Below are 21,012 nucleotides of genomic sequence, written 5' to 3'. Positions count from 1 at the left end.
CAACAATCATCGAAGGAGATGAACATGAACAGCATCACCGCCGATGGCGGCGCGATCATCGACAGCGTGCGCCAGCCATGACAGAGCTTCCTGTCACGTCCATCTTTGTGGCGGCTTTCGCCGTGTCCCTTGTCGCTCTGTCACTGCCAGTTTCCCTTCGCCGCGCAAAGGTCGGGGAGATGATAGGCGACAGCGCAGATGAAACGCTGCGCCGACGCATCCGTGCCCAAGGGAATTTTATCGAGTACGTGCCTCTCGGGGTTATCTCGCTGGGCCTCGTCGAGGCTCATGCCGCCCCGGTCTGGCTGGTCGTCGCCACCGGAGCAACGCTTGCATTTGGGCGGCTGCTGCATGCGATCGGCATGTTTCGGGCATCCGCGCCAGTGCGCGGCTTCGGGATGCTCTTTACTTACGTGGCTCTGGTTGCCGCGGCTGGACGCCTCGTCATGGGCGCTATCCCCTGGTGAATGCAGAAGCTGAACGGAGCACCGTCACCATCCCTGCGTCACGCCGAAGAGTCTATTGCTACATGACCGGAATGACATTCGCGCGGGCCTGCGCGAGGTCGTGCTGTTATCGTCCCGTCAGCGCGAGCTGGAAGTCCTTCTCGGCCTGGGCGTCGCGCTCGTTCTTTTCCGGGCATTCGCCGGGCTCTGCCTGGCAGGGACGGATCTCGTAGTCGTTGTCGAGCACGCGGCGCGGTGTCGGCTTCGAATTCTTGGCTTCGACATCGGTGACAAGGCCGCTCTCGGCGGCAAGTTTCCACACGTCGGCTTCGGTCGGATAGGATTTACTCAGTTTCGCGTCGTCACAGAAGAGTGCGTAGGGCATCGGATTGCTCCGGTAAAAATTGATAACGTTCATGGCGGCGCCGGGTTCGCCCCGACGTATTCCCAGACATTTCAAAATTGCGCGACGGCCATTCGGCTGCGTCGCGAGAGCGTTCAGCTCACCATCTTGTGAGGCTTGAACAGGCGGCCCTTTTCCACCACGAGGATCACCGCGAATGCAGTGAGGGTGCAAAGAAAAAGGCCGGTCGCGAGCGGCAGTAGAGTGCCGTCATAGTGCTGGCCGATAACCGTGCCGATGGCGATACCCAGCAGCGTGGTCAGCGTCCCGTAGAGCGAGGAGGCCGTGCCGGCGATGTGGCCCTGCGGCTCCATCGCCAGTGCGGTGAAATTCGAGAACATCAGGCCGAAGGCAAACATCATCAGCATCGACAGCGCGATGAACAACCATAGCGGCATGAAGCCCATCGCCACGGCCAATAACATCGCCGCGCCAGCAGTGACGAAACCGAGCAGGGCGCCGTGGGAGAGTGCCCGCATGCCAAGGCGATGGACGACGCGCGAGTTGAAGAAGCTGGCCGCAGCGACGCCGAAAGCGATGGAAGCAAAGGCAAGCGGGAAATATGGCCCGAGATGGAAAATCTCGGTGAACACCTGCTGCGACGTAAACACGAAAGCGAACAGTGCGCCCTGCAGGATGCCGGCAGCGAGGCCGTAACCGAGCGTCTGCCGATGGCTGACGGTTTGCCGATAGGCATAGAGCACATCACGAATGGCGAGCGAGCGGCGTTTGGCGACCGGCAGTGTCTCCGGCATGCGCCAGGCACTCCAGGCCAGCGTCAGCAGGCCGTATAGCATCAGCACGACAAAGATGCCGCGCCATTCCGTGAGAACCATCAGGGCTTGGCCGAGAGACGGGGCGATGACCGGCACGGAAATGAAAACCATGATGGCCAGTGACATGACGCTGGCCATGCGGCGGCCGGCATAGCAGTCCCGGACGATCGACACCGCGATCACGCGCGTCGCCGCGGTGCCGACGCCCTGCAGCAGGCGGGCAAGCAGCAGGATTTCGAACGACGGTGCGAACAGCGCGAGCACGCTCGCAGCGCAATAGACGGCCATTCCGCCGAGCAGGATGGGACGCCGGCCGTAGCGGTCCGACAGCGGGCCGATGGCGAATTGGGCCACGCCGAAGCCGAGCAGGAAGACCGAGAGGACGGTCTGAAGGTGGTTGGCATCAGGAACCTTGAAGGCTGCACCGATATGCGGCAGCGCCGGCAGCATGATGTCCATGGCAAGCGGATTCAGCGCCATGATCGAAGCGATCACGACGACGAATTCGCCAAATTTCATTGGGCTATGGGTCGATGACACCGCCAGGGGCGCGTCGGCGTTGATGTCGGTCACAAAACTGTCCTTGAGAGCTTCTCGCCATTAGGGTCTTCATGCTGCGATGCACAAGTTGACTTTCGGCATGGCTGCGTCGCGGAAACCGGCGGAATTTCCCCAATTTATGAATTAATGTTCAGAGAATAGTCGGGGGCGTCGTCTCGGCGGTCTCAAACCCCGGAATTCCGGGCTGGCTCACGCAGTTTGACCCGGGTCAGGCGGATCATCTCCAGCAGGATCGCTTCGCCGGTATCGGTAAGCTCGTCGGAGGTCATGCGACGCGACGCAGTGTCTTGTGCCAGCAGTGGCACATGGACGAAGGCCGCGAGGCGTGGCCCGTTCGGCGCGCGGGTAGCCTCGATGCCGCGCCAGGACAGGTAATTGCAGAGGTAGCGGCCGGCATCGCGTGAGGGGCGCACGTCGGCGCCGCTGGCGAGGGCCGCCCGGAACAGGCGCGCCGTGTGCGGGCCGAACATCTGCGCACCGGCGCCAGGTACGATGCTGGCGCGGCGCACCGTTGTGTGGCCGGCATCGGGCCACAGCATCGACACCGCGTTGCGCGCCCGCGTCTCAATCCGGATATAGGGCGTGCGCGCGGCGAGGCCGAACATCAGCAGAGCATCCGGACGATGGCGCGCGATCAGCTCGGGCAATTCGCGGTCGACGGTGGCATAGGTGACGTCGAAAATATGCGCGATGCGGGTGACGTCGGCGAAAGCAGGACGGCGCAGCGTTGCGAGTTTTCGCACCAGCGCCTGTGTCGGATTGAACGGCGCGCCGGGGAACGGGCCGAAGCCGGTGATGAGGATGCGCGGGGCGCTGCTCATCTCAATCCTTCAACAGCGTGACGATCGCCTCCGCCGCGACGGCAGGCGTCATCATGCCGTCGGCGACGTCGCGTTCGACTTGTTTGACCTTGCTGCGAATGCCGGGATCGCTGCGCAGCCGCGCCTTCAAACGATCCTCCAGCATGGTCCACATCCATTTTACCTGCTGCTCGCGGCGGCGGGCGGCGAAATCGCCGGACGCGTTCATCGCCGTGCGATGCGCGACGACCTTGTCCCAGAGCTCGGCGATACCCGTCTTGGTCAATGCCGAATAGGTCACGACCGGCGGATGCCAGTGCTCCGAGCGCGGCGCGAGGATATGGAGCGCGCCGCGATAATCCCCAGCGGTGATATTGGCGCGCTTCAGGTTGTCGCCATCGGCCTTGTTGATGGCGATCATGTCAGCGAGTTCGATCAGGCCTTTCTTGATCCCCTGCAACTCATCGCCACCGCCGGGCAGCATCAGCGCAAGAAAGAAATCGGTCATGTCGCAGACCGCGGTTTCCGACTGGCCAATGCCGACGGTTTCCACCAGCACCACGTCGAAGCCGGCGGCTTCACACAGTAACATGGCCTCGCGCGTTTTCGCCGCGACGCCGCCGAGCGTGCCGGAGGACGGCGAGGGGCGGATGAAGGCGTTCGGATGGGCGGAGAGATCGTTCATCCGCGTCTTGTCGCCGAGGATCGAACCGCCGGTGCGTGCCGAGGAGGGGTCGACGGCCAGCACCGCGACCTTGTGGCCACGCTCGATCAGATACATGCCGAGCACATCGATGGTGGTCGATTTGCCGACGCCCGGCGAGCCGGTGATCCCCACGCGAAACGCACGGCCGGTGTCGGGCAGCAGCGCCTGCACGAGTTCGCGCGCGGCGGCCTGATGATCGGCGCGGCGGCTCTCGACCAGCGTGATCGCCCGCGCCAGCGCGGCGCGGCTGCCGGCGCGGAGGCCTTTGGCGAGGGCGTCGATGTCGAGGGGCGCTGTCGTCACTGCGGCCCCTTGTCGTCGTCCTTCGGCCGCTCGCCGGCGAAGATCGTGCTACCTTCCGCCGACAGATAGGGCTTCAATTTCTCCCATGGCACGAAGGCGTCGTAATCGCCTTCGGCATAGGAGCCGACCGCATAGGGGCCGTAATGGAAGCTGAGGCCGGAGCTCTTGCCGGCCGATGTCGATGGCGCCAGCGATACCGGCCCGATCTTGAGCAGCTTCGGCTCCAGCGCATCGACGAGGCTCATGTCGGGATTGTCGTTGTCGCGCTTTTTCTTCTCGACTTTGAGATCGGCGACGACTGCATCGCGGATCGCCGTCATCGCCGGCCCACCATCGGCAAGTTCGTTGAAGAACGGGCGGATGCTGATCATCTTGCCGCCCTGCCTGTCCCACAGCAGCGTGTCATTGGCCCGATTGGGATGTGCACCGCCGGTGTAGTTGTAGTCCGCGCGGATGATGCTGACATAGCGGCCGGAGACGAGCGAGCTCTGCGTATAGCTGCGCTCCGATTCCCAGGGCCGGTTGCGGATGTCCGCAGGCAGATCCCGCATGTCCTTGCGCTGCTCGGCCAGTTCCTTGAGCGTCTTCGCAGCCCAGCCATTGCTGGCGGAGGTAAGATATTTCAGCAGCGGCGCATCGGACTTGATCGCGGCATCGAAGAAGACGGCAACCTCGGTGTATTTGGCCTTGAGCTGGATGTCGGGTGTCGGCTCGGCGGCGAGGGTTGCCCCACCGAAGAACAGAGAGGTGAGGGCGACCAGCGCAAATGTCTTCAACACCCTTACTCCGCCGCCTCGCTATGCCCCAGCCGCGCATTCAGCTTGTGGATCAGCTCCTCGGCGGCCTCGGAGATCACTGTGCCCGGCGGGAAAATCGCCTCGGCGCCAGCCTTGTAGAGTTCGTCGTAATCCTGCGGGGGGACGACGCCGCCGATGATGATCATGATGTCCTCGCGGCCCTGTTTCTTGAGCGCGGCCTTCAGCTCCGGCACTGCGGTGAGATGAGCAGCGGCGAGGGAGGAGAGGCCGAGGATGTGGACGTCATTTTCGACGGCCTGCCGCGCGGCTTCGTCGGCGGTGGCGAACAGCGGCCCGATATCGACGTCGAAACCGACATCGGCAAAGGCCGAAGCGATCACCTTCTGGCCGCGGTCATGGCCGTCCTGGCCGATTTTCGCGACGAGGATACGCGGGCGGCGGCCCTCGGCGTCCTCGAAGGCATCGATCAGCGCCTGAACCTTCTGGACCTTGTCGTTCATGGTGGACGCCTCGCGCTTGTAGACACCGGTGATGGATTTGATCTCGGCGCGGTGGCGGCCGAACACCTTCTCCATCGCGTCGGAAATTTCGCCGACGGTGGCCTTGGCGCGGGCGGCGTCGATGGCCAGCGCCAGCAGGTTGCCGTTGCCGTCCTTGGCCGAGCGCGTCAGCGCCGCCAGCGCGGCATCGACATCGGTCTGGCTGCGCTCGCCACGAAGCCTCTTCAATTTGTCGATCTGCAGCCGGCGCACGGTGGAGTTTTCCACCTTGAGCACGTCGAGCGCTTCTTCATTCTCGGGTTTGAACTTGTTGACGCCGATCACCGCCTGACGGCCGGCATCGATGCGGGCCTGGGTCTTGGCCGAGGCTTCCTCGATGCGCAGCTTGGGGACGCCGGCCTCGATGGCCTTGGCCATGCCGCCGAGTTCTTCCACTTCCTGGATATGCGCCCAGGCCTTGGTCGCGAGATCATGCGTCAGGCGCTCGACGTAATAGGAACCGCCCCACGGATCGATGATGCGGTTGGTGCCGGTTTCCTGCTGCAAGAATAGTTGCGTGTTGCGGGCGATCCGGGCCGAGAAATCGGTCGGCAGCGCCAGCGCCTCGTCGAGCGCATTGGTGTGCAGCGACTGGGTGTGGCCCTGCGTCGCCGCCATCGCCTCGATGGTGGTGCGCATCACGTTGTTGTAGACGTCCTGCGCGGTCAGCGACCAGCCGGAGGTCTGGCAATGGGTGCGCAGCGACAGCGACTTCGGATCCTTCGGATTGAACTGCGTCAGCAGCTTGGCCCAGAGCAGCCGCGCGGCGCGCATCTTGGCGACTTCCATGAAGAAGTTCATGCCGATTGCCCAGAAGAACGACAGGCGCGGTGCGAAGCGGTCGACATCGATACCGGCGGCGAGGCCAGCACGGAGATATTCGACACCGTCGGCGAGCGTGTAAGCGAGTTCGAGATCCTGCGTCGCGCCGGCTTCCTGCATGTGATAGCCGGAGATCGAAATCGAATTGTACTTGGGCATCTTTTGCGAGGTGTAGGCGAAGATGTCCGAGATGATCCGCATTGAGGGCGTCGGCGGGTAGATATAGGTGTTGCGCACCATGAACTCTTTCAGAATGTCATTCTGAATGGTGCCTGTGAGCTTCTCCGGCGGCACGCCCTGTTCTTCGGCGGCGGCGACATAGAGCGCGAGGATAGGCAGCACCGCGCCGTTCATGGTCATCGACACGCTCATCTGGTCGAGCGGAATGCCGGCGAACAGCGTGCGCATGTCATAGATCGAGTCGATCGCCACGCCGGCCATGCCGACATCGCCGGACACGCGCGGATGATCGCTGTCATAGCCGCGATGGGTGGCGAGATCGAAGGCGACCGAGAGGCCCTTCTGGCCGGCGGCGAGATTGCGGCGATAGAAGGCGTTGGAATCCTCCGCGGTGGAAAACCCGGCATATTGCCGGATCGTCCAGGGCTGGTTGACATACATGGTCGGGTAGGGGCCGCGCAGGAACGGCGCGATGCCCGGATAGGTGTCGAGGAAATCGATGCCCTTCACGTCGGCCTCGCCGTAACCCGGCTTCACCAGGATGCCTTCGGGCGTCAGCCACGGCTCGCCCTGCGATGGCGCGCCGGCAGCGCGGGTGGCGAAATCGATCTCGGCGAAGTTTGGAATCTTGCTCACGAGCGGCGTTCCTTCAATTTCTTGATTCTTGTTTCGCAGTCAGCGAGGCGTTGGCGTATTTGGGGTTCACCGGCCGTTTGTCCGCCGGGGACGAGAAAGATGAGTTCGAATACTGTAATCGGAATGCCGAAGACGGTTATCTTGCGCATTCCGGTCAACGCCATGAGCGCCAGGACGATGGTCAGCGCGACAACGTTCAACAAACTGTATTCACCTGCTATCACTCCGGACACGAAAATCCACCCGAGGAGTAAGAGCATTCCGGCACACAACCCGACGACCCACGACGGGGTCGTCGTGGAAGTCGACGGATTGCGATAATCGACTGTCGGATTGTGATAGTCGATCATCGACTGCAAGCGGGCTCGCTCCGCTTCGAGTTTATCCAGCTCGTTTTGGTGAGACATGAGTCAGTTCCCATCATCTCAATCATGATCCGGGTGCTGATAGCTGAACACGCTGGCGCATTTCTCCGGTCCGAAATTCTGCATGGTCGTCTTGCTCGGCAGGTTCGACACGTTGCCGACCCAGCCCAAACGGGACTCGCTTCCGAACTGTTGAGTTGGCACCACGCGGTCCGGCCGGTCGAAGGCGCCGGTCATGATCTCGATCTTGGTGCCGCCAATGGCGCGGTAGCTCAGCGGCGTGCCGCATTTGGCGCAGAAGTCGCGCTCCGCAATTGACGATGACTTGAACGCCGCTGGCTTGCCGCGGGTCCACGCAAAATTCTCGTTCGGGATATCGGCAAGCGAGGCGAATGGCGCGCCGGTGGCCTTCTGGCACATGCGGCAATGGCAGATGCTGACCCGGGTCGGCGCAGCCGACAGCGCAAAGCGGATCGCGCCGCATTGGCAGCCGCCGGTCAGCGCGGGTTTGCTCGCCGTTGCCGTCATGGCTTACTCCATCAGGCTCCAGGCCTGCACCAGCATCGCCAGCGCATCGCCGCCGGCAATGATAAAATCCCTAACGCCTGCGTCGCGCAAGGGCGCCTCGAGGTCGCCGGGGCGGCCTGCCAGATAGATATGCTTCGCGCCGGCGGCCTGAAGCGCTTTTGCTGAGGGTGCGGCCTGGCCGGCATAGAGCTTGTCGGACGAGCAGATACATACCAGTGCGGCGCCTGAGGCCTTCCAGGCCTTGGCGAGTTCGGCCGGATCGGAGAAACCGTCGCTGTCGAGGGCTTCGATGCCGCCGGTCTCGAAAAAGCTCTTGGCGAAGGTCGCGCGGGCCGTGAAATCGGCGGGCGTGCCGAGATTGGCCAGGAAGACCTTCGGACGGGCACCCTTGCGCGCCAGCAGATGATCCGATTTGTCGCGCAGCGCCTCGAAGGGCGAGGCCAGCCGGATCGGTTCGAGCGGGTTGAACTTGATCTTGTCCTTGCCATAGGGCTTGCCGGGGATCGGCTTGACCTTCAGCACGGTGGCGCGGGACTCATGCAGGTTCGGGAATTCGCTGGCGCCGGTGAGCACTTCGCGGCGCTTGGCGACGCTGGCCTGACGCGCAGCGCGGGTGGCGGCGATTTTCGGCTGGATCAGATTGTTGCCAAGCGCCGGGAAGGCGCCGCCGGCTTTTTCGATGTCCTGGAACTGTGCCCATGCGGCGTCGCACAGTTCGCGCGTCAGCGCCTCGATGCCACCGGCGCCGGCGGCGGGATCAGTGACCTTGGCGAGATTGGACTCTTCCAGCAGCACCAGTTGGGTGTTGCGCGCAGCACGGCGCGCGAAACCGTCGGGCAGGCCGAGCGCCAGCGTATGCGGCAGCACGCAGATGGAATTGGCGCCGCCGAGGCCGGCGGCGAAGGTCGCCATGGTCGCGCGCAACATGTTCACATAGGGATCGCGCTGCGTGAGCATGCGCCATGCGGTGTCGGCGGCGATGAAGAGCGGCTTCGGTGTCAGGCCGCAGCTTTCCTCGATGCGCGCCCAGAGCAGGCGCAGCGCGCGGAATTTCGCCATGGTGAGAAACTGATCGGCATCAGCCGCGAGACGCGCATAGACCATGCTGCGGGCCGTCTCAAGCGGGATGTTATGGTCTTCCATCGCGCGCAGATAGGACACCATGACTGCGAGGACGTAGGACAGTTCCTGCACTTCGGAGCCGCCGGCATCGTGGATGATGCGGCCGTCGGCAACGGCGAACGGGCCCTTGAAGCCTTGCGCGGCGAGCTTCTTGATGGTGTCGGTGACGGCGGGCGCCATCTCCCACCAGTTATAGGCGCTGGTGCCCCACACCGCGGTGGCGCCGATGGGATCGAGACCAAAGCGGATATCGCATGTGGCGGGATCGATGCCCTTCGTCTTGATGTAGTCGGCCAGATGCGTCACGGCCATGCGGGACTGCGGACCGGCATGGAGTTCGATGCCGATCCCGGCATCGAGATAGATGCCGTCGAACAGTGTCTCGATGGTTTCAGGCGAGGCGACGAGGCCGAAACCCCGCGCGCCATTGGCACCTTCGAACACCAGCGTGAGACCAGTGGCGCCGTTTTCCAGATCGTGCAGGGCCTGCTTGTTCGATTTCGCGGCATCCGGGTGGTCGATCCGCTGCATGATCTGCCATGGGGCCGCGGGCGGGCGGCCGGCGATCGGCGCCGCATCCCGGGCGCGCGGATAGATCGGCTGGATCTTGACGCCGTCATAGGTCTTGCTGATCAGCTTCTCGAACGGCGCGCCTTTCAGCACGCCATCGACGAGCTTGCGCCAGTCGTCATAGGTCGCAGGCGCAAAATCGGCGGCCAGCCGCAGGTCGTCAGTCGGAGTCGACATTTAGGAACTTCACTCCCGGTATTGCTTCGTTGTTGAGCCGGAAAATGCCATGCCGAGAAGGGGTTGCCAATGCCTGTTCGGGCATGGCCCTGCGCGGAATTGGGGCGTTCTTCCCTCTCCCCGCAATGCGGGGAGAGGGTGGCGTCGCGCAGCGACGACGGGTGAGGGGCGGGGCACAGAGCTAAACCAATCTGGTCGGAGCGGATCGCACGGTGGGATCCGCGAATGACGTCGTGACGATAGGGCGGCGCGCTGCCCCTCACCCGCCGCGAAGGCGCGGCGACCTCTCCCCGCCTAGCGAAGCTTCGCTGTGCACGGGATGCGAGGAAGAGGTTAGAGGGCCGGCGCTCAATCCAGATCCGGCAGCCGCTCGATGCCGTCGGTTGAGAGGGCCTTGAGATGCTCGCTTACGGTCTTGCCTGATATCACCCGGTCCGGGGCGATCTCGGCCAGCGGCACCAGGACGAAGGCGCGGGTGGTGGCGCGGGGATGCGGCAGGTGTAGTTCCGGCTTGGCGATGACGACGTCGTCATAAGCGATCATGTCGAGATCGAGCGGACGCGGACCCCAGTGGCCCTCGGCAACGCGGTTGCGGCCGAATTTGTGTTCGATCCTGTGCAGCGTGAACAACAGCGCGTGCGGATCGAGTTCGGTCTCGATCTCGATGGCCGCATTGACGAAGTGGTCCTGCGGCACATCGCCCACCGGCGGCGTGCTGTAGTCTGCCGAGCGTTCGATCAGCGCGGCCTGCGTCATGCCGCAGATATTGCCGATCGCCTTGCGGAAGGTCATGCGGACATCGCCGACATTGCCGCCGAGTGCGATGAGGACGCTGGCCATCGGTTACGCCCGCGACCTGCGCAGCACTACGCCGACATCGTCGAAGATCGCGGCGATCGGCGCGTGCGGCTTGTGCACGGTGACCTTGACGGAACTGATGCGCGGGAAATCCGCGAGCACCGCATCGGCCACCGCACCGGCGGCGCGCTCCAGCAGCTTGTAATTGGTATCCTTGAACGCGGCAATCGCGGTGGCGACGACATTGGCATAGGATACGGTATCGGCAAGGCGGTCGGTGCGCGAGGCAAGGTCGATATCGGCATTGAGTTCGAGATCGATGACGAAGCGCTGCCCGACGACGCCTTCGTAATCGAGCACGCCGTGATGGGCATGCACGGATACGCCCTTGATGAAGATCATGTCGGTCATCTTAAGTCCTCGATGGCTGCGGTGACGCGCAGGGCCTGAACGGTTTCCGCGACGTCATGGGCGCGGACGATTTTCGCGCCGTGCCGCACCGCGAGCAGATGCGCGGCGAGCGATCCGCCGATGCGCCGCTGCGGCTCCGACGGCACGACGGTCGATATGAATTTCTTGCGCGAGGCGGCGATCAGCACCGGCAGGCCGAAACTGGTCAGCTCGTCGAACCGCGCCAGCGCAATCATGCTCTGCTCAGGTGTCTTGCCGAAGCCGATGCCGGGGTCGAGCACGATGTGGCCCGCGGGGATGCCGGCCCTGGCGGCGATCTCCAGCGAGCGCGCAAAAAAGTCTTTCATGTCGGCGACGATATCGATGCTGCCATCGACGTCGTCGCGGTTATGCATGACGACCACAGGCGCGTTGTGCTCGGCGATGACGCGCGCCATGTCGGGATCGCGCTGCAGGCCCCAGATGTCGTTGGCGATGGCGACGCCGGCGGCGAGCGCTTTGGCGACGACGGACGCCTTCATACTGTCGATCGATACCGGCGTGCCGAGCGCGACGACGTCGGCCAGCACCGGCAAGAGCCGCGCCCATTCTTCATCTGCCGTGACAGGCCGGGACCCATAGGGCCGCGTGGACTCGGCGCCGATGTCGATGATGTCGGCGCCCTCGGCGATCATCTGCCGCGCCTGCGCCAGCGCGCGCTCCGGGGCATCGAACTGGCCGCCATCGGAGAAGGAATCCGGGGTGACGTTCAGGATGCCCATCACGGCAGGCACCGGCGATGCCAGCAGCGCGGCCAGCACCGGGTGGACCGTCGGAGCAGACGTTGTCGGACGCGCGATCATGAGGTCGCTTTGCGCGGTCGGGGGGAGGGAGTCAAGGTGGGGGATGCCTAACCTCTCCCCGCCCCTTTGCGAAGCGAAGCTTCGCTAGGCGGGGAGAGGTCGCCGCGTCTTCGCGGCGGGTGAGGGGCCATGCGCGATAGAAAGAACAGAGGCCGCACCCGCGGGTCGGTTTGAATTAACGCCTTATCGATCCGAGAGATCTTTAGCAGAGGTTGGTCGTGTGCCTCGCCCCTCACCCCACCCCTCTCCCCGCAAAGCGCGGGGAGAGGGAGCGCTGTCGCGCCTTCGCTGACAGAATGGGTTGCCTCAGTACGAAATTTTCAGTGGCAGCTGGCGGGCCTTCTCGATCAGGTCGCCGACCGACTTCTCCGAGGGCATCACCCGGACCAGCTTACGCTTGTCATTGGCCTCGCGCATCGCCTGAGCGAGGCGGGACGGGTTGCGGTGGGTCAATTCGCGTACCGTGTTGACGCCGGAGGCGCGGAGCAGTTCGGCTTTGGCCTTGCCCATGCCGGGGATGCGCAGGTAGTCGGCGAGGTTCGCCCATTCGAGCAGTTGCTGTTCGCTGAACCCGGTCTTGGCGGCGAGTTCCTTGCGGCATTTGGCAGAGTGAGCGGCGTCCAGCAGCCCTTCCATGGTGCGGATGCCTGCTTTTTTAAGTTTGGTCGCGGCGAAGGCCGTCAAACCGTCAATCTTGGAGATGGGATATGTCATGGTACTCAGACGTATGAAGATGCTTGACGCTTACGCGCGGCTGCTGACGTAACAGACGGTCAGGAGAACTGGCTCAGGCCAGGTGTGCCGGCAACGATCTCGTCCATGGCATCGGCGCCGATCTTCTCGCGGCCGAACTTGAACAGTTCGCGCGCGACGCTCTGGATCTCGCCCATGCCGAGGCCAAGACCCATCAGCTTGCTGCCCAGGGCCATGATGCCGCCGCCCATCAGGCTGCTCAATCCACCGCCGCCCTCTGACGATGCGATGGCTGCATCCGCACCCGGAATTTTTTCGATGAGCGCATTGACCGGCGCGGCCGGTGCTTCCTTGCGCAGGAACCCCAAGATAATGCCGACAGCCTTTTCAGCCACGGCTTCATCGATGCCGACCTTTGCGGTCAGCGCTTTGATTAATTCGTCCATGATGCCCCGCCTCACACCGGTTGAGTGCCGATGCCCTTATGTTGAAAAGTGATCTTGAGCCGCTGCGATTCGAATTACAAGCGCGCCAACTCGCCCGACGTGCGATTCAGTGTGATCGCGTATCGAGTGTTGCACCAATGCAAGAGCAAACGTGAAATTTTGGTCAATTGTTCGCAGATGCGACAGCGCCGTACTTTGGAAACAGCAAAAAAATATGGCTTGCGTTTCGTCAGTAGAAACAACGGACGGGTTTCAGGTGTGGCGGGAACGCTTTGCGTTTCAATCGCTCGCCAAGATGCGGTAAGATCATGGTGAGCCGCAAATTTTTTTGAAATCTTTTTCTTGATGCGTGCGACAGAGGCGATCCGATGGCGACCACCGAACTGAAGTCAGGCGATACCGACGGCAAGATCTTCATCGGCAAGGGCGACCAACCGGCATGGCTGACGCTGGCCCTCGGCAATCGCCATGGTCTCGTTACCGGCGCGACGGGAACAGGTAAAACCGTATCGCTGCAGGTGATGGCGGAGGGCTTTGCACGTGCCGGTGTGCCGGTCTTCGCTGCGGACATCAAGGGCGACCTCTCGGGTATCGCCGAAGTCGGCGAGGGCAAGGACTTCATTTTGCAGCGCGCCAAGGAGATGGCGCTGACGTTCCAGCCCGATCAGTTCTCGACCGTGTTCTGGGACGTGTTCGGCGAGCAGGGCCATCCGGTGCGTGCGACCATTTCGGAGATGGGGCCACTGTTGCTGGCGCGGCTGCTCGATCTCAACGATGTGCAGGAAGGCGTGCTCAACGTCGCCTTCCGCGTCGCCGACGAGAACGGCCTGACGCTGCTCGACATGAAGGATCTGCGCGCACTGCTCGACGCCATCGTGCCGATGACCGCGAAGAAGGACGAGGTCGATCCGCTTGCCGATGTCCGCAAGTCGGCCTTGAGCTTCGGAAACGTCACCAAGGCGACAATCGGTACCATCCAGCGTCAATTGCTCGTGCTGGAGAACCAGGGTGCCGATAAATTCTTCGGCGAGCCGGCGCTGGAGCTGAAAGACTTTCTCAAGACCGACCGCGACGGCCGCGGCATGGTCAATATCCTCGTCGCCGACAAGCTGATGTCGAGCCCTCGGCTCTATGCAACCTTCCTGCTGTGGCTGCTCTCGGAACTGTTTGAGGAATTGCCCGAAGTCGGCGATCTGCCGAAGCCCAAGCTGGTATTCTTCTTCGACGAAGCGCATCTCCTGTTCAACGATGCGCCGAAGGCACTGCTCGACAAGATCGAACAGGTGGTGCGCCTGATCCGCTCCAAGGGTGTCGGTGTCTATTTCGTCACCCAGAACCCGATCGATGTGCCCGATCGCGTACTCGCCCAGCTTGGCAACCGCGTTCAGCACGCCTTGCGCGCCTTCACGCCGCGGGATCAGAAGGCGGTGCAGGCGGCAGCACAGACCTTCCGTGCCAATCCGAAACTCGACACGGCCACGGTTATTACCGAACTCGGCAAGGGCGAGGCACTGGTCTCGTTCCTCGAAGGCAACGGCACGCCTGCGATGGTCGAACGCATCATGGTGCGTCCGCCGACCGCACGTATCGGGCCGATCACGCCTGAGGAGCGCAAGGCGATCATGAATGCCAGCCCGGTGAAGGGCAAATACGACACCGCGATCGATTCCGAATCCGCCTACGAGACACTGCAGAAGCGCATCGCCGGCACGGCGGCGACGCCCGCCGAGGCCGGCGACGCGGCGGGCGGTGGTGGCGGCGGTGGTGGATTTTTGGGCCAGCTCGGTGCCATCGTCGGCACCATCTTCGGCACCAATACCGGCCGCAACAGGCTCTCCACCGGCCAGGTGATTGCGCGCAGCGTCACCCGCAGCGTGACCAACAAGGTCGTCGGCGGCATCGTCGCCAATGTCGGCAAGCAGATCGGCGGCTCGCTGGGAAGCTCGATCGGCCGCGAGATCGTGCGCGGGACGCTGGGCGGGATTTTGAAGCGGTAAGGACCGTCCAGACTGTCCATTATGCACCCGCCCGCGGCTTTGCAGGTCGCGGCGCCATCTGCTACCCACCGCGGTCTGAACCGCGCCGTGCCGGCGGGTCTTTGAACGGGACTGCGAAGTGACGAAAAGTGACGGCGACATGCCGGTTTTGCGGTGGCCGTCCTTGCGGCAGCCGCTGGACGTACTGTTTCTTCTGACCTGCGTCCTGCTGACGGCGGACGTGCTCGTCCCGGAAATCTTCGGTCACGGCAAGACCAAGGACTACGCGCTGTGGTTCTGGGCCGGGCGACAGGTGCTGCATGGTGCGCCGCTATATGAAGCGAAGACCAATGGCGCGCTGGATTTCATCTATCCGCCGCTGTCGGCGGTTTTGCTGGCGCTCCCGAGCTGGTTCGGCAAGGTCCCGCTTTATCTCTTGCTCTCGATCCTGAATTCGGCGGCTTGGGCGATCACCAGCCAGCTCTCCAATGCAATGACCGGCTCGAAGAAGATTCCAACGGCGTGGCTCGCGGCGCTGCCGGGCTTTGCGACCATCACCTTCGTGTTCGACATGTACGATCTCGGCCAGCCCAATCTGGTGCTGCTGGCGATGATGCTGCTCGGCTTCTGGTGGATGCAGAAGGATCGGCCGTGGCTCGGCGGCAGCATGTTCGCGCTGGCAACCGCGATCAAGGTGTTCCCGGTGGCGGTGCTACCTTATCTGTTGTGGCGGCGGCACTGGGCGGCCTCGGCCAGCATGATCATCTGCACGCTGCTGTTGCTCTATGTGGTGCCGGCGCCGTTTCGCGGCTTCGAACGCAATGCTGCCGAGGTGAAGACCTGGTACACCGAAATGGTCGGCTCCAGCTCCGAGAAAGGCTTCGGGCAGCGCGACGAACAGAACTGGTCCTGGGTCAACCAGTCGATCATCGCGATGACGCATCGCCTGGTGCGGCCGATCGATTATTTCCAGGACGATCGCAAGCGTGGATCGGCCACGATGAATGTGATCGATGTCAGCTACAAGACCGCGAACCTGATCGTGCTCGCAGTCTCCGGTCTGATCGGCCTCGGCTTCATCTGGTCGTTGCTGCCGCGATCGAAACTCACGCCGCGCTCACGTGCCGAAGAACTCGGCATCCTGTTCTGCCTGATGACGGTGGCATCGCCGCTGGCGCGGCAATATTACTTCATGTGGCTGTTCCTGCCGCTCACGGTGCTGATGCATCGCGCCGCCGATGATCCCAGGCCGAATGTACGGAGCGGGACATGGTGGCTGCTTGGCATCGTTGGCGTGCTGATGGCGCTGTCGATCCCGGTCTTCCCGGCCATGCTGCAGGCCTGGGGCAATAATCTTCTGGCGACCGCGCTGCTGGCAGGCGGCCTGATCTGGCATATGCACCACCCGCCGGTGCTGCTAGATTCCACCGAAGTTCCGGACCATCACGCTTAAGGAAATTCGCTCATGTCCAATACGCAGCTTGCATCCGTTCTCGATCGCGTCGATGCCGATTTCGACAAGGCTCTGGAGCGGTTGTTCGCGCTGCTGCGGATCAAGTCGATTTCCGCCGATCCGGCTTTCGCCGAGGACTGCAAGGCGGCGGCAAAGCATCTGGCCGGCGAGATCGAGGGCCTGGGCTTCAACGCCGAGGTACGGCCGACCGCGGGCCATCCGGCCATCGTCGCCACCGCCAAGGGCAACACCGGCAAGCGGCCGCATGTTCTGTTTTACGGTCACTATGACGTTCAGCCGGTCGATCCGCTGAACCTGTGGCATCGTCCGCCGTTTGAGCCGGTGGTCACCAAACATGCCGATGGCCGCGACATCATCGTTGCGCGCGGTGCGCAGGACGACAAAGGCCAGCTCTCGACCTTCGTGGAAGCCTGCCGGGCCTGGGTGAATGTCACGGGCTCGCTGCCGATCGATCTCACCATCTGCATCGAAGGCGAGGAGGAAGTCGGCTCGAAGAACTTCGTGCCGTTCCTCGAAGCCAACAAGAAAGATCTCGCCGCCGATTTCGCGGTGGTCTGCGACACCGGCATGTGGGACCCGAGTACCCCAGCGATCACCACGTCGCTGCGCGGGCTCGTCTATGAAGAGGTGAAGATCACCGCGGCCAATCGCGATCTGCATTCCGGCATCTATGGCGGCGGTGCGCGCAATCCGATCCGCGTGCTGACCAATATTCTCGGTAAGCTGCACGACGACAATGGCCGCATCACCATTCCCGGCTTCTATGATGGCGTGAAGGACTTACCGGCCGATATTCTGGCGCAGTGGAAGGGCCTCGGTCTCACCGCGGAGAGCTTCCTCAAGCCGATCGGTCTTTCTATTCCGGCCGGCGAGAAGGGCCGCGAACTGATCGAACAGATCACGTCGCGTCCGACCTGTGACATCAACGGGATTGTCGGCGGCTATACGGGCGAGGGCTCCAAGACAGTGATCGCCTCCCATGCTTCGGCGAAAGTTTCGTTCCGCATCGTCGAGGGCCAGGACCCCGGGAAGATCCGCGATGCGTTCCGGGCTTTCGTCACGTCGCAACTGCCGGGCGATTGCAGCGCGGAGTTTCTCGATCATTCCAATGCGCCGGCCATCGCGCTGGACTGGAACATGAAGCCGCTCGCCGCTGCGCGCGATGCGCTGACCGACGAATGGGGCAAGCAGGCGCTGCTGATCGGCTCCGGCGCATCGATTCCCATCGTCGCCGATTTCAAGCGCATGCTCGGTCTGGACTCGCTCCTGATCGGCTTCGGCCTCGATGACGACAATATCCATTCGCCGAACGAGAAGTACGACCTCAAGAGCTTCCATAAGGGCATCCGGTCGTGGGCGCGGATCATTGCTGCGCTGGCTGAGGTGAAGAAGTAAGCCGCGCATTCGTCATTCTGGGGCGCCCGCTCTTGCGGGCGAACCCGGAATCCCGATGTAGCCTGGCACTGTCGGAGATTCCGATGTCGAGATTCCGGGTTCGCGATCGCCAAGCGGCGTTCGCGCCCCGGAATGACGAGCATGCCTTCGCGTTGACCCACATCAAGGCTTGCGTCAGGCTTTCCTGATCGAAAGACAAACAAAAGAGGGAGAGAGCGCCGTGTCTGCATCCGAAATCGCCAATACTCATTTCTCTGCCGCGATGGCGGCAGCGCAGGCCGCCGGGGTCGATCAGGACAGCGTCTGTCGCTCTCTCGTGAATCTCGTGGTTTCGAAATATCTGGAGACGAGGACCGCGGCTGACGTCCAGTCGGAGCTGCGTTTCGTCGCCGATAATTGCGATCCCGATACGGACTTTGCGTTCATGCGGCCGTGATGCGCACTCGTCATTCGGGGTTCGCTCGCAGGTGCGGGCGCCCCGGAATGACGAGAAAACCAGAACAAAGAAAAACGCCGCCCGGAATTGGACGGCGTTTTGAATCACTGTGTAGAGGTATGTAACCCCTCTATAGCACCAAATCTCAGGTCTTGTAAGACGGATCGCGGCGGTCGAGCTTGCGCAGCATCGGCGGCCAGACCAGCTTGGTGGAGCGCAGCTCCGACCTCTCAGGGTTCGAGACCAGTTCGGCGTTCTTGTCGATCACGATCTGGTCGACCGGATAGGCGGTCGGGCCGAGCATCCGGGTGCGGACCTGCATGGTGCAGGCACGTTCCAGATAATACATGCGCTCGAAGGCCGAGGCGACCGAGCGGCCGACGGTCAGCGTGCCGTGATTGCGCAGCAGCATGGCGTTCTTGGTGCCGAGATCCTTCTGCAGGCGCGGGCGCTCGTCGTGATCGAGCGCGACGCCTTCATAGTCGTGATAGGCGAGTTCCGGGATCACGAGCTGAGCAGTCTGGTTCAGGGGCTGCAGGCCTTCCATGCAGGAGGCCACGGCCGTGCCGTCCGGCGTGTGCAGATGCATCACGCAGCCGGCGTCTTCGCGGACTTCATGGATCGCGGAATGGATGGTGAAGCCGGCCGGGTTGATGCTGTATTCGCTTTCGGAGAGCTGGTTGCCGTCGAGATCGACCTTGACCAGCGACGATGCCGTGATCTCTTCAAAGATCAGGCCATAGGGATTGATCAGGAAGTGATGGTCGGGCCCGGGCACGCGGGCGGAGATGTGGGTGTCGATGAGATCGTCCCAGCCGTAGAGCGCAACGAGGCGATAGGCAGCGGCGAGATTGACGCGCTGGGCCCATTCGCCCTCACTCATATGCGACGGCACTTCCTTGAGGCGGGCTTCGGCTGGTGACATGTTGAGTGCTCCCGGATTGACTGGCAGTGTTTTGGCGTTTGGCTGATCCCAGCCTAATCCCGCCCTGTTGCGGCAGCAAGCCGGACGGTTTGCGCGGCAGACATGCTTACCAGGGTGGCAGAAGGCCCGATCGCGACATTCAGGAACTGAAACGCGCGCGATAGTCCTGCGGCGTGGCAGAAAGCAATCGCAGGAAGCTGCGCCGCATGGTCTCTTCGGAACCGAAGCCGCAGCGTTGCGAAATGCGTTTCACCGGCAGTTTCGTTTCCGAGAGCAGCCGCCGTGCGGCTTCGACGCGCAACTGCTCGACGGCGCGGGCGGGCGTGATGCCGGTGGCGTCCGCATAGTGCCGGCTGAAGCTGCGTTCGCTCATGCCGGCCTGTTCTGCCAGCATGGGCAGCGAAATGTCGTCGGCGAGATGTTTGCCGATCCAGTCATGCAGCGCGCCGAATTTGTCGTCGGCGGTCTGCAGCGACAATGCCGCGCTGAATTGCGACTGGCCGCCGGGGCGTTTGAGAAACACCACGAGATGACGCGCCACCATGAGTGCGACGCTGCGCCCGAGGTCTTCCTCCACCAGTGCCAGTGCGAGATCGATTCCCGCAGTCACGCCGGCCGATGTCCAGAACGCGCCGTCGCGCACGAAGATCGGATCGGACTCCACATGCACGTCGGGAAAGCGCTGCGCGAGTTCGGAGCACCAGGACCAGTGGGTCGCGGCACGGCGGCCGTCCAGCAGGCCAGTCGAGGCGAGCAGGAAGGCGCCGGTGCAGACCGAGGCGGTACGCCGCGCCTTGGCCGCGCGCTTGCGCACCCAGGCAACCATCGCGGGATCGGACGCCGCGGCATGGACACCGGGACCGCCGGCGATGAGCAGCGTATCGATCGGCTCGGCGTGGCGTGGCAGATCGCTTGCAGCCAGTCCGAGGCCGGCAGAGGCGGTGACGCCATGGCCGCCACGCGCGATCACGCGCAGCTTGTAGGGCGCGGGCTTGCCCTGGCGCTGCATGATCTCGTTGACCGAGGCGAACACCTGCAGCGGGCCGGACACGTCGAGCAATTGCACCATCGGGAACGCCAGCACGTCGATGGCGCGCGGGATCGTCGAAACGGTGTTTGGCGGAGAACGAGGGGTCTTTGGCATTTCCGCCAGAGTGTGCCTGGCTAGGGTCGGCTTGTCCATTCACAAATATTCGGAGGAACCGATGATCCCGACAGACCAGCATCTTCAGATCGGCTCGCTGCTGTTCGAGGGCCTCGACCAGATCGATCTCACCGGCCCGTTCGAAGTCCTGTCGCGCATTCCGAACACGACCTATCGTATCTATGGCAAGACCGCAGATCCCGTGCGCGACCACAGGGGGCTCCGTATCACGCCGGATGCCGCCATCGCCGATGCGCCCCAGCTCGATGTGCTGCATGTGCCCGGCGGTTTCGGTCAGGAAGCGCTGATGGAGGATACGGTCGTGCTCGACTGGATCCGCGCACAGGCCGGACACGCGCGCGTCTTCTCGGTCTGCACCGGCGCGCTGATCTGCGGCGCTGCGGGCCTGCTGATGGGGCGCCGCGCGACCACGCATTGGGCGTCGTTTCATCTGCTGCGCTATTTCGGTGCGACGCCGGTCAACGAGCGCGTGGTGATCGACGGCGACTGGATCTTTGCTGCCGGCGTCACCTCCGGCATCGATGGCGCGCTGCGTCTGGCCGCCGAATTGCGCGGCGACGACGTGGCGAAGGGCATCCAGCTCTACATGGAATATGCGCCGGAGCCGCCGTTCAACAGCGGTACGCCGGAGACGGCGCCGGCTGCCGTGTTGCAGCAGGCACGAACGGCCGTGGCCGGCATGACCGCGCAGCGCGAGGCAACCGCACAACGTATCGCGACAAAGCTCGGCATCATCGTGCCCACACCGGCGGAGTGAGC

At 63.3% G+C, this 21,012-nt stretch carries 22 protein-coding genes; 6 read left to right on the top strand and 16 right to left on the bottom strand.

Translation table 11 applies throughout. The annotated features are described in order from the left end of the window. Positions 1-77: 77 nt before the first annotated feature. The gene (locus tag AB8A38_RS08610; RefSeq protein WP_439085698.1) at positions 78-467 is read left to right on the top strand and encodes an MAPEG family protein; all 390 of its coding nucleotides are present in this window, start codon (positions 78-80) and stop codon (positions 465-467) included. A 106-nt stretch (positions 468-573) separates the two neighbouring features. Here AB8A38_RS08610 and AB8A38_RS08605 read toward each other — a convergent pair whose 3' ends face one another. From AB8A38_RS08605 to AB8A38_RS08540, 14 genes are all read right to left on the bottom strand, one after another. Then, positions 574-831 (bottom strand): hypothetical protein, encoded by a 258-nt coding sequence (locus AB8A38_RS08605; RefSeq protein WP_120291172.1) that lies wholly within the window; start codon positions 829-831, stop codon positions 574-576. Positions 832-944: 113 nt separating this feature from the next. Next, complete coding sequence (locus tag AB8A38_RS08600) at positions 945-2,198, bottom strand: multidrug effflux MFS transporter (protein WP_439085697.1); 1,254 nt, start codon at positions 2,196-2,198, stop codon at positions 945-947. A 152-nt stretch (positions 2,199-2,350) separates the two neighbouring features. Next, a complete protein-coding gene (locus AB8A38_RS08595; protein ID WP_439085696.1) occupies positions 2,351-3,007 on the bottom strand; it encodes a pyroglutamyl-peptidase I family protein in 657 nt (218 codons plus the stop codon). Between the two features lies 1 nt (position 3,008). Next, complete coding sequence (gene meaB, locus AB8A38_RS08590; protein WP_439085695.1) at positions 3,009-3,995, bottom strand: methylmalonyl Co-A mutase-associated GTPase MeaB; 987 nt, start codon at positions 3,993-3,995, stop codon at positions 3,009-3,011. Beyond that, the gene (locus tag AB8A38_RS08585; protein ID WP_439085694.1) at positions 3,992-4,774 is read right to left on the bottom strand and encodes a DUF3298 domain-containing protein; all 783 of its coding nucleotides are present in this window, start codon (positions 4,772-4,774) and stop codon (positions 3,992-3,994) included. Before AB8A38_RS08585 ends, meaB begins: the two co-directional genes overlap by 4 nt. Positions 4,775-4,776: 2 nt before the next feature. Next, entirely contained in the window at positions 4,777-6,930 is a 2,154-nt protein-coding gene (gene scpA, locus AB8A38_RS08580; protein WP_439085693.1) for a methylmalonyl-CoA mutase, read from the bottom strand. Continuing rightward, positions 6,927-7,337 (bottom strand): hypothetical protein, encoded by a 411-nt coding sequence (locus AB8A38_RS08575; RefSeq protein WP_439085692.1) that lies wholly within the window; start codon positions 7,335-7,337, stop codon positions 6,927-6,929. Before AB8A38_RS08575 ends, scpA begins: the two co-directional genes overlap by 4 nt. 18 nt (positions 7,338-7,355) lie before the next feature. Further along, positions 7,356-7,823, bottom strand: a complete 468-nt coding sequence (locus tag AB8A38_RS08570) for a GFA family protein (protein WP_439085691.1) — start codon at positions 7,821-7,823, stop codon at positions 7,356-7,358. A gap of 3 nt (positions 7,824-7,826) precedes the next feature. Then, positions 7,827-9,692, bottom strand: coding sequence for a methylmalonyl-CoA mutase family protein (locus tag AB8A38_RS08565; protein WP_439085690.1), 1,866 nt, complete (start codon positions 9,690-9,692; stop codon positions 7,827-7,829). A 348-nt stretch (positions 9,693-10,040) separates the two neighbouring features. After that, complete coding sequence (gene folK / locus AB8A38_RS08560) at positions 10,041-10,532, bottom strand: 2-amino-4-hydroxy-6-hydroxymethyldihydropteridine diphosphokinase (RefSeq protein ID WP_439085689.1); 492 nt, start codon at positions 10,530-10,532, stop codon at positions 10,041-10,043. Between the two features lie 3 nt (positions 10,533-10,535). After that, positions 10,536-10,901 carry a dihydroneopterin aldolase gene (gene folB / locus AB8A38_RS08555; protein WP_439085688.1) on the bottom strand — a complete coding sequence of 122 codons (366 nt, stop codon included), beginning with the start codon at positions 10,899-10,901 and terminating at the stop codon, positions 10,536-10,538. Then, positions 10,898-11,743 (bottom strand): dihydropteroate synthase, encoded by an 846-nt coding sequence (gene folP, locus AB8A38_RS08550; protein WP_439085687.1) that lies wholly within the window; start codon positions 11,741-11,743, stop codon positions 10,898-10,900. The genes folB and folP overlap by 4 nt, the downstream gene beginning before the upstream one ends. A gap of 306 nt (positions 11,744-12,049) precedes the next feature. After that, positions 12,050-12,457, bottom strand: coding sequence for a DUF4332 domain-containing protein (locus tag AB8A38_RS08545; protein WP_089267001.1), 408 nt, complete (start codon positions 12,455-12,457; stop codon positions 12,050-12,052). A gap of 59 nt (positions 12,458-12,516) precedes the next feature. Beyond that, positions 12,517-12,882, bottom strand: a complete 366-nt coding sequence (locus AB8A38_RS08540; protein WP_068734292.1) for a hypothetical protein — start codon at positions 12,880-12,882, stop codon at positions 12,517-12,519. Positions 12,883-13,250: 368 nt separating this feature from the next. Between AB8A38_RS08540 and AB8A38_RS08535 the strand changes: the two genes are divergently transcribed. The 4 genes from AB8A38_RS08535 (at position 13,251) to AB8A38_RS08520 (ending at position 18,163) form a co-directional block, all read left to right on the top strand. Next, the gene (locus AB8A38_RS08535; RefSeq protein ID WP_315841554.1) at positions 13,251-14,879 is read left to right on the top strand and encodes a helicase HerA-like domain-containing protein; all 1,629 of its coding nucleotides are present in this window, start codon (positions 13,251-13,253) and stop codon (positions 14,877-14,879) included. A gap of 139 nt (positions 14,880-15,018) precedes the next feature. After that, on the top strand, positions 15,019-16,311 hold the full coding sequence (locus AB8A38_RS08530; protein ID WP_439088479.1) for a glycosyltransferase family 87 protein: 1,293 nt from the start codon (positions 15,019-15,021) through the stop codon (positions 16,309-16,311). Between the two features lie 12 nt (positions 16,312-16,323). Then, positions 16,324-17,727: a M20/M25/M40 family metallo-hydrolase gene (locus AB8A38_RS08525; RefSeq protein WP_439085686.1), complete on the top strand. Its 1,404-nt coding sequence runs from the start codon at positions 16,324-16,326 to the stop codon at positions 17,725-17,727. A 220-nt stretch (positions 17,728-17,947) separates the two neighbouring features. Further along, a complete protein-coding gene (locus AB8A38_RS08520) occupies positions 17,948-18,163 on the top strand; it encodes a hypothetical protein (RefSeq protein ID WP_439085685.1) in 216 nt (71 codons plus the stop codon). Positions 18,164-18,308: 145 nt separating this feature from the next. Here the strand turns inward: AB8A38_RS08520 and AB8A38_RS08515 are convergent, their stop codons facing one another. Both AB8A38_RS08515 and AB8A38_RS08510 read right to left on the bottom strand, forming a co-directional pair. Next, positions 18,309-19,088: a class II aldolase/adducin family protein gene (locus AB8A38_RS08515; RefSeq protein ID WP_068734284.1), complete on the bottom strand. Its 780-nt coding sequence runs from the start codon at positions 19,086-19,088 to the stop codon at positions 18,309-18,311. Between the two features lie 139 nt (positions 19,089-19,227). After that, a complete protein-coding gene (locus AB8A38_RS08510; protein WP_439088478.1) occupies positions 19,228-20,232 on the bottom strand; it encodes a GlxA family transcriptional regulator in 1,005 nt (334 codons plus the stop codon). Positions 20,233-20,293: 61 nt separating this feature from the next. Between AB8A38_RS08510 and AB8A38_RS08505 the strand changes: the two genes are divergently transcribed. Continuing rightward, positions 20,294-21,010, top strand: a complete 717-nt coding sequence (locus AB8A38_RS08505; protein WP_439085684.1) for a DJ-1/PfpI family protein — start codon at positions 20,294-20,296, stop codon at positions 21,008-21,010. Positions 21,011-21,012: the final 2 nt, after the last annotated feature.

The organism is Tardiphaga sp. 839_C3_N1_4 (genome assembly GCF_051811045.1).
Taxonomy (GTDB): Bacteria; Pseudomonadota; Alphaproteobacteria; order Rhizobiales; family Xanthobacteraceae; genus Tardiphaga.
Note: the sequence above shows the minus strand (reverse complement) of the source record. Positions and strands in the feature narration are given on the sequence as shown.

Excerpts from the sequence above, each read along its gene's own strand:
- AB8A38_RS08610 (WP_439085698.1), top strand. The coding sequence starts at position 78 with ATGACAGAGCTTCCTGTCACGTCCATCTTTGTGGCGGCTTTCGCCGTG.
- AB8A38_RS08605 (WP_120291172.1), bottom strand. The coding sequence starts at position 831 with ATGCCCTACGCACTCTTCTGTGACGACGCGAAACTGAGTAAATCCTAT.
- AB8A38_RS08595 (WP_439085696.1), bottom strand. The coding sequence starts at position 3,007 with ATGAGCAGCGCCCCGCGCATCCTCATCACCGGCTTCGGCCCGTTCCCC.
- AB8A38_RS08575 (WP_439085692.1), bottom strand. The coding sequence starts at position 7,337 with ATGTCTCACCAAAACGAGCTGGATAAACTCGAAGCGGAGCGAGCCCGC.
- AB8A38_RS08570 (WP_439085691.1), bottom strand. The coding sequence starts at position 7,823 with ATGACGGCAACGGCGAGCAAACCCGCGCTGACCGGCGGCTGCCAATGC.
- AB8A38_RS08565 (WP_439085690.1), bottom strand. The coding sequence starts at position 9,692 with ATGTCGACTCCGACTGACGACCTGCGGCTGGCCGCCGATTTTGCGCCT.
- folK (WP_439085689.1), bottom strand. The coding sequence starts at position 10,532 with ATGGCCAGCGTCCTCATCGCACTCGGCGGCAATGTCGGCGATGTCCGC.
- folB (WP_439085688.1), bottom strand. The coding sequence starts at position 10,901 with ATGACCGACATGATCTTCATCAAGGGCGTATCCGTGCATGCCCATCAC.
- folP (WP_439085687.1), bottom strand. The coding sequence starts at position 11,743 with ATGATCGCGCGTCCGACAACGTCTGCTCCGACGGTCCACCCGGTGCTG.
- AB8A38_RS08545 (WP_089267001.1), bottom strand. The coding sequence starts at position 12,457 with ATGACATATCCCATCTCCAAGATTGACGGTTTGACGGCCTTCGCCGCG.
- AB8A38_RS08540 (WP_068734292.1), bottom strand. The coding sequence starts at position 12,882 with ATGGACGAATTAATCAAAGCGCTGACCGCAAAGGTCGGCATCGATGAA.
- AB8A38_RS08535 (WP_315841554.1), top strand. The coding sequence starts at position 13,251 with ATGGCGACCACCGAACTGAAGTCAGGCGATACCGACGGCAAGATCTTC.
- AB8A38_RS08530 (WP_439088479.1), top strand. The coding sequence starts at position 15,019 with ATGCCGGTTTTGCGGTGGCCGTCCTTGCGGCAGCCGCTGGACGTACTG.
- AB8A38_RS08525 (WP_439085686.1), top strand. The coding sequence starts at position 16,324 with ATGTCCAATACGCAGCTTGCATCCGTTCTCGATCGCGTCGATGCCGAT.
- AB8A38_RS08515 (WP_068734284.1), bottom strand. The coding sequence starts at position 19,088 with ATGTCACCAGCCGAAGCCCGCCTCAAGGAAGTGCCGTCGCATATGAGT.
- AB8A38_RS08510 (WP_439088478.1), bottom strand. The coding sequence starts at position 20,232 with ATGCCAAAGACCCCTCGTTCTCCGCCAAACACCGTTTCGACGATCCCG.
- AB8A38_RS08505 (WP_439085684.1), top strand. The coding sequence starts at position 20,294 with ATGATCCCGACAGACCAGCATCTTCAGATCGGCTCGCTGCTGTTCGAG.